The sequence below is a fragment of the Streptomyces alfalfae genome (assembly GCF_004127445.1).
In the GTDB taxonomy this organism is placed as follows: domain Bacteria; phylum Actinomycetota; class Actinomycetes; order Streptomycetales; family Streptomycetaceae; genus Streptomyces; species Streptomyces alfalfae.
Genome location: NZ_QEXM01000043.1, coordinates 621,109 through 636,035 on the forward strand (window position 1 = coordinate 621,109; position 14,927 = coordinate 636,035).

A 14,927-nucleotide genomic window follows, 5' to 3' on the forward strand; every position below is an offset into this window, starting at 1 on the left:
GGGGCGGGGGCGCGCGTCCCGCGTCAGAGGTTGGTCATGTCGACCGGGATCTTCGGCTCGACGCCGTCCCGCAGGATGGTGGCCTCGATGAGGCCGTAGGGACGGTCGGCGGCGTAGTAGACGGCTCCGTCCTTGGCCTCGTTGTCGAGGCCGAAGGGCGAGAGGTCCTGACGGAAGTGGTGCTTGTTGGGCGCGGAGAAGCGGATCTCGTCGATCTCGCTGCGGTTGTTGATGACCCGCGAACCCATCTGGTACAGCGTCTGCTGGAGGGAGAGCGAGTAGGTCTCCACGAAGGCGTGCAGGATGTGCTTCTTGGCCTGCTCGTACGACCGCTCCCAGCTCGGCATGCGCTGCTCGTCGCTGGTCCAGTTGTGGCGCCACCAGGTGGAGAGGGAGGTGGCGAGGATGCGGTCGTAGTCCTCCTTCAGGGTCGTGTACTTGTCCTTGATGAAGCCCCAGAACTCGGAGTTCGTCGAGTTCATCACGGTCAGGTCCTTCAGACCCGAGAGGACCTCGAACTTCTCGCCGTCATAGGTGATCTGGGCGAGCCGCGTCTCCTGGCCCTTGCGGACGAAGGAGTGGTTGACCTCGTCGGCGCCGATGAACTTGGCGTTGCTGTCGGAGCCGCCGATGCGCTCCCAGGCGTACTCCTCGATCCGGATGCGCGCGCGGTGGATGGAGGGCTGGCTGTCCACGAAGTGCCGGGCGAGGTGGATGCCGTACTGCTCGGCGGAGTCGATGCCGTATTCCTTGGCGAACGCGAAGCAGGTGTTCTTCGTCGTGTCCGTCGGCAGGCAGTTGGCGTTCGAGCCGTTGTAGTGGACGTCGTCCAGGTCGCCGGAGAGGGCGACGGAGACGTTCAGGTCCTTGATGTGGTGGGTGTCGCCGTCCCGCGTGATCTTTACGACCCGGTTCTCAGCCTTGCCGTACTGGTTCTGTCCCAGAATGGTGGGCATGGTCTGCTAGCTCCCTCGGTAAACGGAGTAGCCGAACGGGTTGAGCAGCAGCGGTACGTGGTAGTGCTCGCCCGGGGTCACGGCGAACGTGATCGCCACCTCCGGGAAGAACGCTCCGGTCGTGCCGCTGTCCCGATTCGCGGGGGCGTCCTGCTGCGCCTCGGCTTGCTTGTTCTGCTTGGTCAGGAAGTACGCCTCGGTCTCGAAGTCGAGGCGTACGTGCGAGGTGCCTTCCGGCAGGGCCGGCAGGTCCTTGCAGCGCCCGTCCGCGTCGGTCGCGCTGCCGCCGAGCGCCTTCCACTCCTCGCCTGCGCCACCGCGGGCGGAGAGGGAGATGGCGACGCCCTCGGCGGGGCGTCCGACGCTGGTGTCCAGGATGTGCGTGGACACCGAGGCGGTCGTTTCCGTGCTCATGCGTCGTTTCCTTCTTCTACGAGGCGGGTCAGGCGGATGCGGTTGATCTTGCCCAGTTCGCTGCGGACGATCTCGCGCTCCGTCTCCGCCCCGTTCTCGATCCGGATCTTGAGCTGGCCGAGCATGAACTCGGCGGTGGCGCCGGTCGCGCAGATGAGGAAGACGTGACCGAACTTCTCCTGGTAGGCCAGGTTGAGTTCGAGCAGTTCGGTCTTGAGCTCCTCGGAGGCCCCGGCCATGCCACGCTGTTCGCGGGCGGAGGTCGGGTCTCCCGGCTTCGGGCGGCCGATCGGCGGATGCCCCGCCATCGCCTCGGCGAGGTCGTCCGCGGTGAGCTCCGCCATGGCGGCGTCGCTCGCGGCGAAGAGGGCTTCGACGGTGGCGTAGGGGCGCTGGGCGAGCAGTCTGCTCCCCCAGGCCGAAGAGGCACAGGCCTCGTGGAGGGCGGCGGTGGCCGCGGCCTCCGGCAAGGCATTGAACCGGGTGAGACCCGGTGTCGAACTCGAAGTCACGGGAGCCTCCGTGGCCTTGTGCTGGACGGGCTGCGGAACAGCTAAGACCGTGAAGAACACGGCGTCAACAGTTTGTTGAAATAACTTGAACAAAGAAGCCGCCACCCGGGGGATCGGGTGACGGCTCGGCCGCGCAGGGTGACCGCGCGGCGGGGGCGGACGGGAGTCCGGGCCCCCGGGGGGGCGGACGGAAGTCCGAGTCCCGGGGCGGACGGAGTCGCGGGTCCGGAGGCCGATGGAGGTGCGGGCCCCGGGCAGTTGGGGATCATTCGCCCTTCGCGGCGTTCTCCCTGTTCAGGTAGTTGTAGACGGTGAAGCGGGAGACGCCGAGCGCACCCGCGACCGTCTCCACGCCATGCCGCACGGAGAACGCGCCGCGCGACTCAAGGATGCGTACGACCTCCTGCTTGGCCTTGCGGTCGAGGTCGGCCAGCGGCTTGCCCTGCTTGCGCTCCAGGGCGAGCAGGATGTGGTCGAGGGAGTCGGCGAGCTGCGGCAGCCGCACGGCCACCACATCCTCGCCCTCCCAGGCCAGGACCACGTCGTCGACCCCCGCCTCGTCCGGCGGCAGCATTGTGCCGCCCATGGCGTCCACCAGCGGTTTCACCGCGGCGACGAAGGGGTCGTCCCCGAAAACGGTCACTTATCCGCCTCCCCCGGCTCGCGCGGCTCCCCCGGCTCACCGATCACGTTGACCTGGAGCGAGACGCGGGTGGCACCCGCGCCCAGGGACTGGCGCAGCATCGCGTCGACGGCGGTCAGGACCGCGTCGACGTCACCCTCGGCGGTGTTGCCGAACGGGCCCACGTCGACCGCGTCCAGCGGAGCCCCCTGGATCACGTCGCGGGCCACCAGCGCATGCGGCGGGGCCTCGTCGAGATCGAAGGGCTCGGTCGTGAACTCCACTCTCAATCGCACGTCGCCAACCTACTGCCGTCGACCGATTTTTCGGCAAGGCCCTCTTGACAGCTTCGGCGCACGGCAGGCACTCTTCCATCAAGCAGAAATGAACTTCCGCAATACGGAAGGAGCGCGGAAGCCCCATGGGATACTCCGACCAGCGCTTCAATGTGAACCTGTCGATCCTCTTCACCGAGCTCCCGCTCCTGGAGCGCCCCGCGGCCGCCGCGAAGGCCGGCTTCGGCGCGGTCGAGCTGTGGTGGCCCTGGGTCGACGCCCCCACCCCCGAGCAGTCCGAGCTCGACGCCCTGAAGCAGGCGATCGAGGACGCGGGCGTCCAGCTGGTGGGCCTGAACTTCTACGCGGGACAGCTGCCCGGACCCGACCGCGGCGCCCTGTCCGTCCCGGGCGAGGAGAGCGAGAGGTTCCGCGCCAACCTGCCGGTGGCCGCCGACTTCGCGAAGTCCCTCGGCTGCACGGCGCTCAACGCGCTGTACGGCAACCGCGTCGACGGCGTGGACCCGGCCGTCCAGGACGAACTCGCCCTGGAGAACCTGGTGCTCGCCGCCCGCGAGGCCGACCGCGTCGGCGCGATCCTGCTGATCGAGGCGCTGAACGCACCCGAGTCGCCCAAGTGCCCGATCGTGAGCGCCCCCAAGGCGATCGAGATCGTGGACAAGGTGAACGCGGCGAGCGGACTCGGCAACGCGAAGTTCCTGATGGACCTGTACCACCTGTCCATGAACGGGGAGGACCTGCCCTCGGTGATCGAGCGGCACGTCTCCAAGACCGGTCACGTGCAGATCGCGGACAACCCCGGCCGCGGGGCCCCCGGCACCGGGTCCCTGCCCCTCGAAGGGCTCCTCGACCAGCTGCGCGCCGCGGGTTACGAGGGGTGGGTCGGCCTGGAGTACAAGCCGGGCGACCGGCCCAGCGCGGAGGCCTTCGGCTGGCTGCCGGCGGGGAACTAGCCGCCGCCGCGCGGCGCGCTCCTCCCCCTCACCCACCCGTTCACCCGCGGCCGGCCCCGCCACGTAGGAACAGCAGTCAGAAAGGCATCACCCTCATGAGCAACCTTCCCAAGATCGCGTGGATCGGCCTCGGCATCATGGGCTCCCCCATGTCCGAGAACCTGATCAAGGCGGGTTACTCCGTCACCGGTTACACACTGGAGCAGGACAAGCTGGACCGGCTCGCCGCCGCCGGCGGCACGGCCGCCGGGTCCATCGCCGAGGCCGTCGCGGACGCCGACGTCGTCGTCACGATGGTGCCCGCCTCCCCGCAGGTCGAGGCCATCGCGTACGGCCCCGAGGGCATCCTGGAGAACGCGCGGTCCGGCGCGCTGATCGTCGACATGTCGTCGATCACCCCGCAGACCTCCGTGGACCTGGCCGAGGCCGCGAAGAAGAAGGGCCTGCGCGTCCTGGACGCCCCGGTCTCCGGCGGCGAGGCCGGCGCCATCGAGGCCGTCCTGTCCATCATGGTCGGCGGCGAGCAGGCCGACTTCGACGAGGCCAAGCCGCTCCTCGAAGCGCTGGGCAAGACCATCGTGCTGTGCGGTCCGCACGGCTCGGGCCAGACCGTCAAGGCCGCCAACCAGCTCATCGTCGCCGTCAACATCCAGGCGTGCGCCGAGGCCGTGGTCTTCCTGGAGAAGTCCGGCGTGGACCTGAAGGCCGCGCTCGACGTGCTGAACGGCGGCCTCGCGGGCTCGACCGTCCTGACCCGCAAGAAGGACAACTTCCTGAACCGGGACTTCAAGCCCGGCTTCCGGATCGACCTGCACCACAAGGACATGGGCATCGTCACCGACGCCGCCCGCAACGTGGGCGCCGCGCTGCCGGTCGGCGGCGTCGTCGCCCAGCTCGTCGCCTCGCTGCGCGCCCAGGGCGACGGCGGCCTCGACCACTCCGCCCTGCTGCGCTCCGTCGAGCGCCTCTCGGGCGCCGAGCTCTAGTCACGGGAGCTCCCTCCTACTTCCGGGCCGCGGCGGCGCTGACACCTGTCCTGTCGCGCCCAGGCGTCGCCGCGGTCCGGAACCCTTGTCGCCCGTGCCGCACCGTCCTCGGTGCGGCACGGGCAACACCCACCAAAAACTTCAACAAACTGTTGACGTAGCTGCTCAGGGCTCCATACGCTCCCGAACACCGTCACCAGTCGAAGCAGTCCGTACGGAAGGTCAACCTCGCCACCATGTCGAAGCGTGTGCTCACGACCGAGTCCGGCGCCCCCATCGCCGACAACCAGAACTCCGCCACCGCCGGCATTGGTGGCCCGATCCTTCTCCAGGACCAGCACCTCCTGGAGAAGCTCGCCCGCTTCAACCGCGAGCGCATCCCGGAGCGCGTCGTGCACGCCCGCGGCTCCGGCGCGTACGGCTACTTCGAGGTGACCGACGACGTCACCGGCTTCACCCACGCCGACTTCCTGAGCGAGATCGGCAAGCGCACCGAGGTCTTCACCCGCTTCTCCACCGTGGCGGACAGCCTCGGCGGCGCGGACGCCGTCCGCGACCCGCGCGGCTTCGCGGTGAAGTTCTACACCGAGGAGGGCAACTACGACCTCGTCGGCAACAACACCCCTGTGTTCTTCATCAAGGACCCGATCAAGTTCCCCGACTTCATCCACTCCCAGAAGCGCGACCCCTTCACGGGCCGTCAGGAGCCGGACAACGTCTGGGACTTCTGGGCGCACTCCCCCGAGGCCACGCACCAGGTGACCTGGCTGATGGGTGACCGCGGCATCCCCGCCTCGTACCGTCACATGAACGGCTACGGCTCGCACACCTACCAGTGGACGAACGCGCAGGGCGAGGCCTTCTTCGTCAAGTACCACTTCAAGACGAACCAGGGCATCCGCAGCCTCTCCGCCGAGCAGGGCGCCGAACTCGCGGGCAAGGACGCCAACTCGCACCAGACGGACCTGCTCCAGGCCATCGAGCGGGGCGTGAACCCGTCCTGGACGCTGCACGTGCAGATCATGCCGGCGGCGGACGCGGCCGAGTACCGCTTCAACCCGTTCGACCTCACCAAGGTGTGGCCGCACAAGGACTACCCGCTGCGGCGGGTGGGCCGACTGGTCCTCGACCGCAACCCCGACAACGTGTTCGCGGAGGTGGAGCAGGCCGCCTTCTCCCCGAACAACTTCGTGCCCGGCATCGGTCCGTCCCCCGACAAGATGCTCCAGGGCCGCCTGTTCGCCTACGCGGACGCGCACCGCTACCGCCTGGGCGTCAACCACACCCAGCTCGCGGTGAACGCCCCCAGGGCGACCAAGGCCGACAACTACGGCCGCGACGGTCTGATGGCGTCCAACGCCTACGGCCGCGACCGCAAGAACTACGAGCCCAACTCGTACGACGGCCCCGTCGAGACCGGCCAGGCCCTGTCCGCGCCGCTCGCCGTCAACGGCCACACCGGCACGCACGAGGCGCCCGCCCACACCAAGGACGACGACTTCTTCCAGGCCGGTGAGCTGTACCGCCTGATGTCCGAGGACGAGAAGTCGCGCCTGGTGGCGAACATCGCCGGCGGTCTGTCGCAGGTCTCCCGCGACGACGTCATCGAGAAGAACCTCGCCCACTTCCACGCCGCCGACGCCGACTACGGCAAGCGCGTCGAGGAGGCCGTCCGCGCCCTGCGCGAGGACTGAGGCACTTCAGCTTCACCGGTGGGCCGACGGGAGGTCGGCCCGCCGGTGTTGAGCCCGGCCCGCGTCACGAACCCGGATGAGGGGTGGTGCGTGGCGCGCACGGGCAGGCCGGTCCGCGGCGGCTCTGCGAGCCAGTGCGGTGGTGAAGGCCCGGTGGTCCCCCTCTCGACCTGAGAGAGGAGGACGCCGTGCCGTCGCATCCGCCGCGGTCCCTCGCCCCTGGGCGTTTTCAGCGGCTCTCTCGCCCCGGGGCGCCCCGGAGGCCCCCCCCAGGATTCCGCCCGGCAGCGCGCATGCATGTTCCGCCAGTCGCGCGCGGTCGGGCGGGCACCACATCCCTCTCTCCGCGGCCGAAGCGCCGGGTACGAAGTCCGTACCCGGCGCTCTTTCGCGTCCCGGGTGGCTCCGCTCCCCGCAGGGGCCTCTCCCACCCACCCGCACTCCCAGGCGACCCACCACCGTCGAACTCACGGGGCCGAGGCGTGGCCTTCGGGAGCGGGTCTTCCGGTTGGGGGGGGTTGGGTGCGGGCCATCTGGTTGGGGGTTGGGGTGCAGGGCGGAGCCCGAGGGTGAGGCCGCGGGGTGGGGGGTGGGGGTGCAGGGCTTGGGGTGGGGGGTTGAGGCCGCGTGGGGTGGGGGTTTGGGGGCGCGAGGAACCGCACACCGAGCCACGACGGACGGTGCGGCCCAAGGCCACGACGGAAGGGGCGCGAGGAACCGCGCACCGAGCCACAAGGAGCAGCGCAAACCAAGGCCACGGCTGAGGCGAGAGACCGCGCGCCGAGCCGAGAGAAGCCCGCCCAGACCAAGGCTCCAGGGGCAAAAGGAAGGGGCGGTCCACCCCCCTCGGGTGGACCGCCCCTGGCTTCGACGGGACCGTCAGACCTTCAGCGGCCGAATCGCCGTAGGCGCATGCGCCACCTCCGTCGCGATCTCCTCGAACTCCTTCACCGCGCTGATGTCCGCCGTAGGACTCATGGAGATGTTCGTGATCCGCTCCAGGATCGCCTCGACGACCACCGGCACGCGATGCTCCACCGCCAGCTTCTTCGCCTGCTCGAACGCCGCCCCCAGCTCACCCGGCTCCGTCACGCGAATCGCCTTGCAGCCCAGCCCCTCGGCCACCTTGACGTGGTCGACGCCGTAGACACCGAGTTCCGGGCTGTTCTGGTTCTCAAACTCCAGATTGACCTGGAAGTTGATGTCCAGGCCGATCTGGGCCTGCCGGATCAGACCGAGGTAGGCGTTGTTGACGAGGACGTGCACGTACGGGATGCGGTGCTGCGCCCCGACCGCCAGTTCCTCGATCATGAACTGGAAGTCGTAGTCACCGGAGAGCGCGACGACCGGCGTCTCCGGGTCGGCCTTCGCGACGCCGAGCGCGGCCGGGATGGTCCAGCCGAGCGGGCCCGCCTGGCCGCAGTTGATCCAGTGCCGCGGCTTGTAGACGTGCAGCATCTGGGCGCCGGCGATCTGCGAGAGGCCGATCGTGGTGACGTACCGCGTCTCGGGCCCGAAGGCCTTGTTCATCTCCTCGTACACGCGCTGCGGCTTCATCGGAACGTCGTCGAAGTGCGTGCGCCGCTGGAGCGTCTCCTTGCGCCGCAGGTGGGAGGCGACCCACGCCGAGCGGTCGGGCAGCTTGCCCGCGGCCTTCAGCTCCTTCGCCACCTCGACGAACAGTTCGAGTGCCGCCTTCGCGTCGGAGGCGATCCCGTAGTCGGGGGCGAAGATCTTGCCGATCTGCGTCGGCTCGATGTCGACGTGCACGAACTTGCGGCCTTGCGTGTACACATCCAGCTTGTAGCCGGTGTGACGGTTGGCCCAGCGGTTGCCGACGCCGAGGACGAAGTCCGACTCCAGGAACGTGGCGTTGCCGTAGCGGTGGCCGGTCTGCTGGCCGACCATGCCCGCGTTCAGGTCGTGGTCGTCGGGGATGGCGCCCCAGCCCATCAGGGTGGGCACGACGGGGGTGTTGGTGAGTTCGGCGAACTCGACCAGCAGGTCGGAGGCGTCGGCGTTGATGATGCCGCCGCCCGCGATGATCAGCGGCCGCTCGGATTCGAGGAGGAAGCCGATCGCCTTCTCGATCTGCGCGCGGGTCGCGGCGGGCTTGTAGACCGGCAGCGGCTCGTACGTCTCGGGATCGAACTCGATCTCGGTCTGCTGGACGTCGATCGGCAGGTCGATGAGGACGGGTCCCGGACGGCCCGAGCGCATCAGGTGGAACGCCTGCTGGAAGATGCCGGGGACCTGCGCGGCCTCCAGGACGGTGACGGCCATCTTGGTCACCGGCTTGGCGATCGTCGCGATGTCGACGGCCTGGAAGTCCTCCTTGTGGAGCAGGTGCGTCGGCGCCTGACCGGTGATGCACAGGATCGGGATCGAGTCACCGATCGCGGAGTACAGACCGGTGATCATGTCGGTGCCGGCCGGGCCCGACGTGCCGATGCAGACGCCGATGTTGCCGGGGTTGGCGCGGGTGTACCCCTCGGCCATGTGCGAGGCGCCCTCGACGTGGCGGGCGAGGGTGTGGTCGATGCCACCGCCCTCCTTGAGGGCCTTGTAGAAGGGGTTGATCGCGGCGCCGGGGACACCGAACGCGTTGACGACTCCCTCGCGCTTGAGGATCTCAACTGCCGCGCGGACAGCGGTCATACGAGCCATGGGGTTCTCCTGCTTCGACAGCTTCGACAGCTTTTACTGCTGCCGGATACGGCTGGCGGATCCGGCTCCCGTCGCGCCCCGCGGCGAGCTTCGATTTCCGCATTGTGGAAATATTGTTCTGCTATATGGAAGCAATGTAAGGGGGTGCGGCGAAGACCGTCAAGAGACGGCCGTGATGCGGTCGGCCGTCCGGCCGGGACGACCGGCCGGGACGCGGGCCGGGGTGCGGCTGGTACGGCTGTTCGTGGCTGCCGGTGGCTGCCGGGCGGCCGTGGGCCCTGCGGCTTTGCCGCAACTTGCCCTCATGCGGGGGCCGCCGGGTGGAGGATGGAGGGACGGCGTACGGCGCACGGTGACGACGCGGAGACGCGGACGGTGGAGGCGATGACGGCAAGCGGCATCCCGGTGCGGTGTCCGGACTGCCGGCGCGAGCATCTGTACGAGCCCCCGGCCCTGCCCTGCGCCTGCGGGGCGCCGGTGGCGCCGCCGGTCGCGCGCGGAGCGCCGCTGACCCGGGTCACCGCCCGTACCTGGGCGGATGAGTGGATCACCGTCCGGTGCTGGTCCTGCGGCCGACAGGGCCAGTGGCCGCAGCCGGAGCTGGACTGCGACTGCGGGTGCGTGCTGCGGGTACCGGTGCTACCCGCGCTGCGAGCCACGGGGCGTCCCGGGGCTACCGAGGCAGCCAAGACTCCCGAAGCCTCCGGGGCTTCCAAGGCCTCCGGAGCTCCCGAGACTTCCGGGGCCAGGCCGCCGCGAGGGAGCGGTGAGGCACCCGAAGCTCCGGAGGCCCCCGAAGCCCCCGAGGCGAAGCCGCCGCGCGGGGCCGATGCGGCAAGGCCACCACAAGGAAGCAGTGAGGCACCCGAGGCCCCCGAAGCCTCCAAAACCCCAGAGGCACGGCCGTCGTGCGGGGCCAATGAGACACCCGGAGCACGCGAGACGCCCCAGGCAAGGCCACCGCAAGGGAGCAGTGCGGCACTCGAAGCTCCCAAGACCCCCGAGGCAAAGCCACCGCAAGGGAGCAGTGAGGCGCCCGAGGCTCCGGAAGCCCCCGAAGCCCCCGAGGCAAAGCCGCCGCGCGGGGCCGATGCGGCAAGGCCGCCGCGAGGGAGCACCGGAGCTCCCGGTCCCTCCCTCACCCCGGCGCCCATCCCCCTCCCCCGTACCGCCCCGCGCCCTCGCCCCGTCTTCCGCCCCGTGCCCATCAGGGACGCCCGCGACGCGGTGGCCGTGACCGCGCTGTATCTGCGCTGGCTCGGTTACCTCGACACCCGCAGCGCTCCCCGCGCCCTGCCGTCGGCGGTGCGCATCACCGCGCGCGGCATGCTGGCCCAGGTCGATCCGGCCCTGCGGCACACCACCCCGCGCGACATCGAGTGCCTGTGGCTCACGGCCATGACGGGAGCCGGCGAGACCCCGCCCGCCTGCGCCTTCTTCTCCCTCGCCGGATACACGGCCCCCGCCCGCGCCCTGGCGGACACCCTCGCGGTGCCGCTGTTCACCCTGGACCTCACCGGAACCCCGCAGCCGGTCAACAGCGCGGCGGACGAGTTGGTGGCCACGGGCGCCTGAAACCGACCCCTGACCCGCACCGCACGCCCCGCCTCCACCCCCGCCCGCACCACCGGCCCACCCCGCCCCGCCACGGGCACGCAGGAAATTGCCGGGCCCGAACGCGGCCCACCCATCCATACTCGACCCATGCTGATCCGCCCCGCCACCGCCACCGACCTCCCCTCGCTCCAGGACATCGAGCGCGCGGCGGGAGAACCGTTCCGTACCCTCGGCATGGCGTCCATCGCGGACGACGAGCCGCCGACGCTCGCGGAGCTGGAGCGGTACCGCGCGGCGGGGCGGGCCTGGGTGGCCACCGAGCCGGAAGGCCCGACAAGGCCCGAGCGGCGGCCAAAGGCGGAGGGCCCGACGGCCGGCGCCCCCATCGCGTACCTCATCGGCCGGCACCTGGAGGCGGACCTGACCGAACACATCGAGCAGGTGTCCGTGCACCCCCGAGCCGCCCGGCGAGGCGTCGGCCGGGCGCTGATCGAACACGTGGCGGCGTTCGCCCGTACGCGGGGCAGCACCGCGCTCACCCTCACCACCTTCGCCGAGGTCCCCTGGAACGCCCCGTACTACGCCCGCATCGGCTTCAGTCCGCTCTCCGAAGCGGAACTCACCCCGGCCCTCCGCGCCATCCGCGCGCACGAGGCGGACCTCGGCCTCGACCGATGGCCCCGCCTCTGCATGCGCCGCGACCTCACGACGGAACACCCGACGGAACACCCGATGAATCGCACGACAAAACGCATGGCGAAACGCACCACCGGATTCACGACGGGACGTCCGACGGGACCGGACGAGGTCACTCGCTGAACCGCTCCCTCAGCTCGATCTTGCGCACCTTCCCCGACACCGTCATGGGGAAGGACTCCAGGACGCGCAGCGCCGCCGGGATCTTGAAGTGGGCGAGCTTCCCCTCGCAGAAGGCCCGGAGCTCCTCCAGGGTCAGCGTCCCGCCGGGCTCGCGCAGGATCACGCAGGCGAGGGGCACCTCTCCGTACCGCTCGTCGGGAACGCCCACCACCTGCACGTCGGCGATCTTCGGGTGGCCGTACAGGAACTCCTCGATCTCGCGCGGGTACACGTTCTCGCCGCCCTTGATGATCATGTCCTTGATGCGGCCGACGATCTGGACGTACCCGTCCTCGCGCATGACCGCGAGATCCCCCGTGTGCATCCAACGGCCCGCGTCGATGACCTCGGCGGTGCGTTCCGGCTCGTCCCAGTAGCCGAGCATGACGCTGTAGCCGCGGGTGCACAGTTCGCCGGAGGCGCCGCGCGGCAGGGTGACGCCGGTCGCCGGGTCGACGACCTTCACCTCGATGTGCGGCAGGACCCGGCCGACCGTGCCCGTGCGGCGCTCCAGGTCGTCGTCGCGGCGCGTCTGGGTGGACACGGGCGAGGTCTCGGTCATCCCGTAGCAGATGGACACCTCCGCCATGTGCATCTCGGCGACCACCCGCTTCATCACCTCGACGGGGCAGGGCGAGCCCGCCATGATGCCGGTGCGCAGCGAACTCAGGTCGTACGTGGCGAAGTCGGCGAGGTTCAGCTCCGCGATGAACATCGTCGGCACGCCGTACAGCGAGGTGCACCGTTCCCGCTCGACGGCGTGCAGCGTGGCCACGGGGTCGAACGACGGGGCGGGGATGACGATGCACGCGCCGTGGGAGGTGGCGGCGAGGTTGCCCATCACCATGCCGAAGCAGTGGTAGAAGGGCACGGGCAGGCAGACGCGGTCCTGCTCGGAGTAGCCGACGGTGCGGCCCACCCAGTAGCCGTTGTTGAGGATGTTGTGGTGGGAGAGCGTGGCCCCCTTGGGGAAGCCGGTGGTGCCCGAGGTGTACTGGATGTTGACGGCGTCGTCGCAGCTCAACTCGTCCTCGCGGGCGCGGAGTTCATCCGTTCCGACCGTCTCGGCGGCGGCCAGGAGGTCATCCCATGAGCCGTCGCCGATGTAGTGGACGCCCCGCAACTGCGGGCAGCGGGGGCGCACCTCGTCGACGAGCGCGCGGTAGTCGCTGCTCTTGTGGGACTGCGAGGCGACCAGGACGGACACCCCCGACTGGTTGAGCACGAACTCCAGCTCGTGGGCCCGGTACGCCGGGTTGATGTTCACCATGATGGCGCCGATGCGGGCGGTGGCGTACTGCACGAGCACCCACTCGGCGCAGTTCACCGCCCAGATCCCGACCCGGTCGCCCTTGGCGACCCCGGACCCGAGGAACCCGCGCGCGAGCCGCGCGACGGCGTCACCGAACTCCGCGTACGTCCAACGGGTCCCCGCCGCCACGTCCACGAGCGCGTCACGCTCGGGAAAGGAGGCGATGGCCCGGTCGAGATTGCGCCCGATGGTGTCCCCGAGAAGAGGCGTGCGACTGGCGCCATGGGCATACGAGAGCGCCCCCTGACCGACGCCTTCACCGTACGGAAGCGTGCTCATCGAAAGTCCTCCTCGCGGTACTCGGCATCCGAACCCGCGGCGGTAGCCTCGCGCAGCTCGATCCGGCGGATCTTGCCGGACACGGTCTTGGGCAGCGTCCCGAACTCCAGTCGGCGCAGCCGCTTGTACGGGGCGAGCGTCGCCCTGGAGTGCTCGAAGAGCAGTTTCGCGGTGTCGGGGCCGGGTTCGTACCCCGCGGCCAGGACCACGTACGCCTTGGGCACGGCGAGTCGTACCGCGTCCGGTGCGGGGACCACGGCCGCCTCCGCCACCGCCTCGTGTTCCAGGAGGGCGCTCTCCAGCTCGAACGGGGAGATCTTGTAGTCCGAGGCCTTGAAGACGTCGTCGGAGCGGCCGACGTAGGTGATGTAGCCCTCGGCGTCACGCGAACCGATGTCGCCCGTGCGGTAGTAGCCGCCCGCCATGGCATCCGCGGTGCGTTCGGGGTCGCCGTGGTAGCCGGCCATGAGGCCCACGGGGTTCGTGCCCAGGTCGAGGGAGATCTCGCCCTCCGCGCCCTCGGGTCCGTCGGCCACGGGCTCTCCCGTCACCGGGTCGAGGAGTACGACGGTGTAGCCGGGCGTCGGGCGGCCCATGGAGCCGGGCTTCAGCGGCTGCCCCGGCGGGTTGGCGACCTGCACGGCGGTCTCGGTCTGGCCGAAGCCGTCGCGGATGGTGACACCCCAGTCGCGCCGCACCTGCTCGATGACCTCGGGGTTCAGCGGCTCGCCCGCGGCGACGACCTCGCGCGGCGGGGTGCGCAGCTGCGTCAGGTCGGCCTGGATGAGCATGCGCCACACGGTGGGCGGCGCGCAGAACGACGTCACTCCCCCGCGGTCCATCTCCGCCATGAGCCGTCCCGCGTCGAAGCGGGAGTAATGGTGGATGAACACCGTGGCCTCGGCGTTCCACGGGGCGAAGAGGTTCGACCAGGCGTGCTTGGCCCAGCCGGGCGAGGAGATGTTGAGGTGGACGTCGCCGGGCTTGAGGCCGATCCAGTACATCGTCGCGAGGTGGCCCACCGGGTAGGACACGTGCGTGTGCTCGACGAGCTTGGGGCGAGCGGTGGTGCCGGAGGTGAAGTAGAGCATCAGGGGGTCGTCGGCGCGGGTTTCGCCGTCGGGCTCGAAGGCGTCGGGGGCGTCGTCGGCGCCTTCGTACGAGGTCCAGCCGACGCCGTGTCCGCTGTCGCCGCCGCCCACCACGATGCGCGTGTATGCGCCGGGCACGTCGTCGAACTTCGCGGTGTCCTCGGGGCGCACGACGACGTGGCGCGCCCGGCCGCGGTCGATGCGGTCGCGGAGGTCCACGGGGCCGAGCAGCGGGGTCGCCGGGATGACGACGGCGCGCAGCTTCATCGCGGCGAGGGCGATCTCCCACAGCTCGGACTGGTTGCCGAGCATCACCACGATGCGGTCGCCCGCCTCTACGCCCTGCGCGCGCAGCCAGTTGGCGGCCCGGTTCGAGCGGGCGGACAGGTGGGCGAAGGAGTGGCGGACCTCGGCGCCGTCCTCCTCGACGATGTGCAGGGCGGTCCTTTCGTTGCCGTCCGCGATGACGTCGAACCAGTCGAGCGCCCAGTTGAACCGCTCGGGGCGGGGCCAGGCGAAGCCCTCGTAGGCGGCGGCGTAATCCTCTCGGTGCCGCAGCAAGAAGTCCCGTGCGGTACGGAACTGCTCCGTCGCGCTCGTCCCGGTCGTCGTCATGCGCACCCCTGCCGTGTCGTTCTGTGGGTCTTGCCGGCTGTTGCCATGGTCTGTGGCTCTGGCCGTGGTCGGTGATTCTTGCCGTGTGCTGTCGCGCTGCGGTTCTTGCCGTCGT

General features: G+C 70.0%; 14 protein-coding genes. 5 read left to right on the forward strand and 9 right to left on the reverse strand.

The window, feature by feature from the left end:
• Window positions 1-23 precede the first annotated feature (23 nt).
• The 5 genes from pucL to DCW30_RS25835 all read right to left on the reverse strand — a co-directional run bounded on the left by pucL (window position 24) and on the right by DCW30_RS25835 (window position 2,800).
• A complete protein-coding gene (gene pucL, locus DCW30_RS25815; protein ID WP_062780644.1) occupies window positions 24-956 on the reverse strand; it encodes a factor-independent urate hydroxylase in 933 nt (310 codons plus the stop codon).
• Between the two features lie 6 nt (window positions 957-962).
• Window positions 963-1,370, reverse strand: coding sequence for a hydroxyisourate hydrolase (uraH, locus tag DCW30_RS25820; RefSeq protein WP_062780645.1), 408 nt, complete (start codon window positions 1,368-1,370; stop codon window positions 963-965).
• Window positions 1,367-1,882, reverse strand: a complete 516-nt coding sequence (gene uraD / locus DCW30_RS25825; protein WP_062780646.1) for a 2-oxo-4-hydroxy-4-carboxy-5-ureidoimidazoline decarboxylase — start codon at window positions 1,880-1,882, stop codon at window positions 1,367-1,369. The genes uraH and uraD overlap by 4 nt, the downstream gene beginning before the upstream one ends.
• A gap of 265 nt (window positions 1,883-2,147) precedes the next feature.
• Window positions 2,148-2,525, reverse strand: a complete 378-nt coding sequence (locus DCW30_RS25830; RefSeq protein ID WP_076683879.1) for a helix-turn-helix domain-containing protein — start codon at window positions 2,523-2,525, stop codon at window positions 2,148-2,150.
• On the reverse strand, window positions 2,522-2,800 hold the full coding sequence (locus DCW30_RS25835) for a YkoF family thiamine-binding protein (protein WP_076683880.1): 279 nt from the start codon (window positions 2,798-2,800) through the stop codon (window positions 2,522-2,524). Before DCW30_RS25835 ends, DCW30_RS25830 begins: the two co-directional genes overlap by 4 nt.
• A 125-nt stretch (window positions 2,801-2,925) precedes the next feature.
• Here DCW30_RS25835 and DCW30_RS25840 point away from each other — a divergent pair, with 125 nt between their 5' ends.
• From DCW30_RS25840 to DCW30_RS25850, 3 genes are all read left to right on the forward strand, one after another.
• Window positions 2,926-3,753 (forward strand): TIM barrel protein, encoded by an 828-nt coding sequence (locus DCW30_RS25840; RefSeq protein WP_062780649.1) that lies wholly within the window; start codon window positions 2,926-2,928, stop codon window positions 3,751-3,753.
• A 95-nt stretch (window positions 3,754-3,848) separates the two neighbouring features.
• Window positions 3,849-4,739: a 2-hydroxy-3-oxopropionate reductase gene (locus DCW30_RS25845; RefSeq protein WP_076683881.1), complete on the forward strand. Its 891-nt coding sequence runs from the start codon at window positions 3,849-3,851 to the stop codon at window positions 4,737-4,739.
• A gap of 236 nt (window positions 4,740-4,975) precedes the next feature.
• Window positions 4,976-6,433 carry a catalase gene (locus tag DCW30_RS25850; protein WP_076683882.1) on the forward strand — a complete coding sequence of 486 codons (1,458 nt, stop codon included), beginning with the start codon at window positions 4,976-4,978 and terminating at the stop codon, window positions 6,431-6,433.
• Between the two features lie 879 nt (window positions 6,434-7,312).
• Here the strand turns inward: DCW30_RS25850 and gcl are convergent.
• The gene (gene gcl, locus DCW30_RS25855) at window positions 7,313-9,100 is read right to left on the reverse strand and encodes a glyoxylate carboligase (RefSeq protein ID WP_103557384.1); all 1,788 of its coding nucleotides are present in this window, start codon (window positions 9,098-9,100) and stop codon (window positions 7,313-7,315) included.
• 302 nt (window positions 9,101-9,402) lie between these two features.
• Window positions 9,403-9,651 carry a hypothetical protein gene (locus tag DCW30_RS38295; RefSeq protein ID WP_164492987.1) on the reverse strand — a complete coding sequence of 83 codons (249 nt, stop codon included), beginning with the start codon at window positions 9,649-9,651 and terminating at the stop codon, window positions 9,403-9,405.
• Window positions 9,652-10,300: 649 nt separating this feature from the next.
• Between DCW30_RS38295 and DCW30_RS36855 the strand changes: the two genes are divergently transcribed.
• Together DCW30_RS36855 and DCW30_RS25865 are read left to right on the forward strand one after the other, a co-directional pair.
• Window positions 10,301-10,675: a hypothetical protein gene (locus tag DCW30_RS36855; RefSeq protein ID WP_162933552.1), complete on the forward strand. Its 375-nt coding sequence runs from the start codon at window positions 10,301-10,303 to the stop codon at window positions 10,673-10,675.
• Window positions 10,676-10,804: 129 nt separating this feature from the next.
• Window positions 10,805-11,476, forward strand: a complete 672-nt coding sequence (locus DCW30_RS25865; RefSeq protein ID WP_076683884.1) for a GNAT family N-acetyltransferase — start codon at window positions 10,805-10,807, stop codon at window positions 11,474-11,476.
• Here DCW30_RS25865 and DCW30_RS25870 read toward each other — a convergent pair.
• The gene (locus tag DCW30_RS25870; RefSeq protein ID WP_076683885.1) at window positions 11,466-13,106 is read right to left on the reverse strand and encodes an AMP-binding protein; all 1,641 of its coding nucleotides are present in this window, start codon (window positions 13,104-13,106) and stop codon (window positions 11,466-11,468) included. The genes DCW30_RS25865 and DCW30_RS25870 overlap by 11 nt on opposite strands.
• Window positions 13,103-14,812 (reverse strand): AMP-binding protein, encoded by a 1,710-nt coding sequence (locus DCW30_RS25875; protein WP_076688733.1) that lies wholly within the window; start codon window positions 14,810-14,812, stop codon window positions 13,103-13,105. Before DCW30_RS25875 ends, DCW30_RS25870 begins: the two co-directional genes overlap by 4 nt.
• Window positions 14,813-14,927 lie beyond the last annotated feature (115 nt).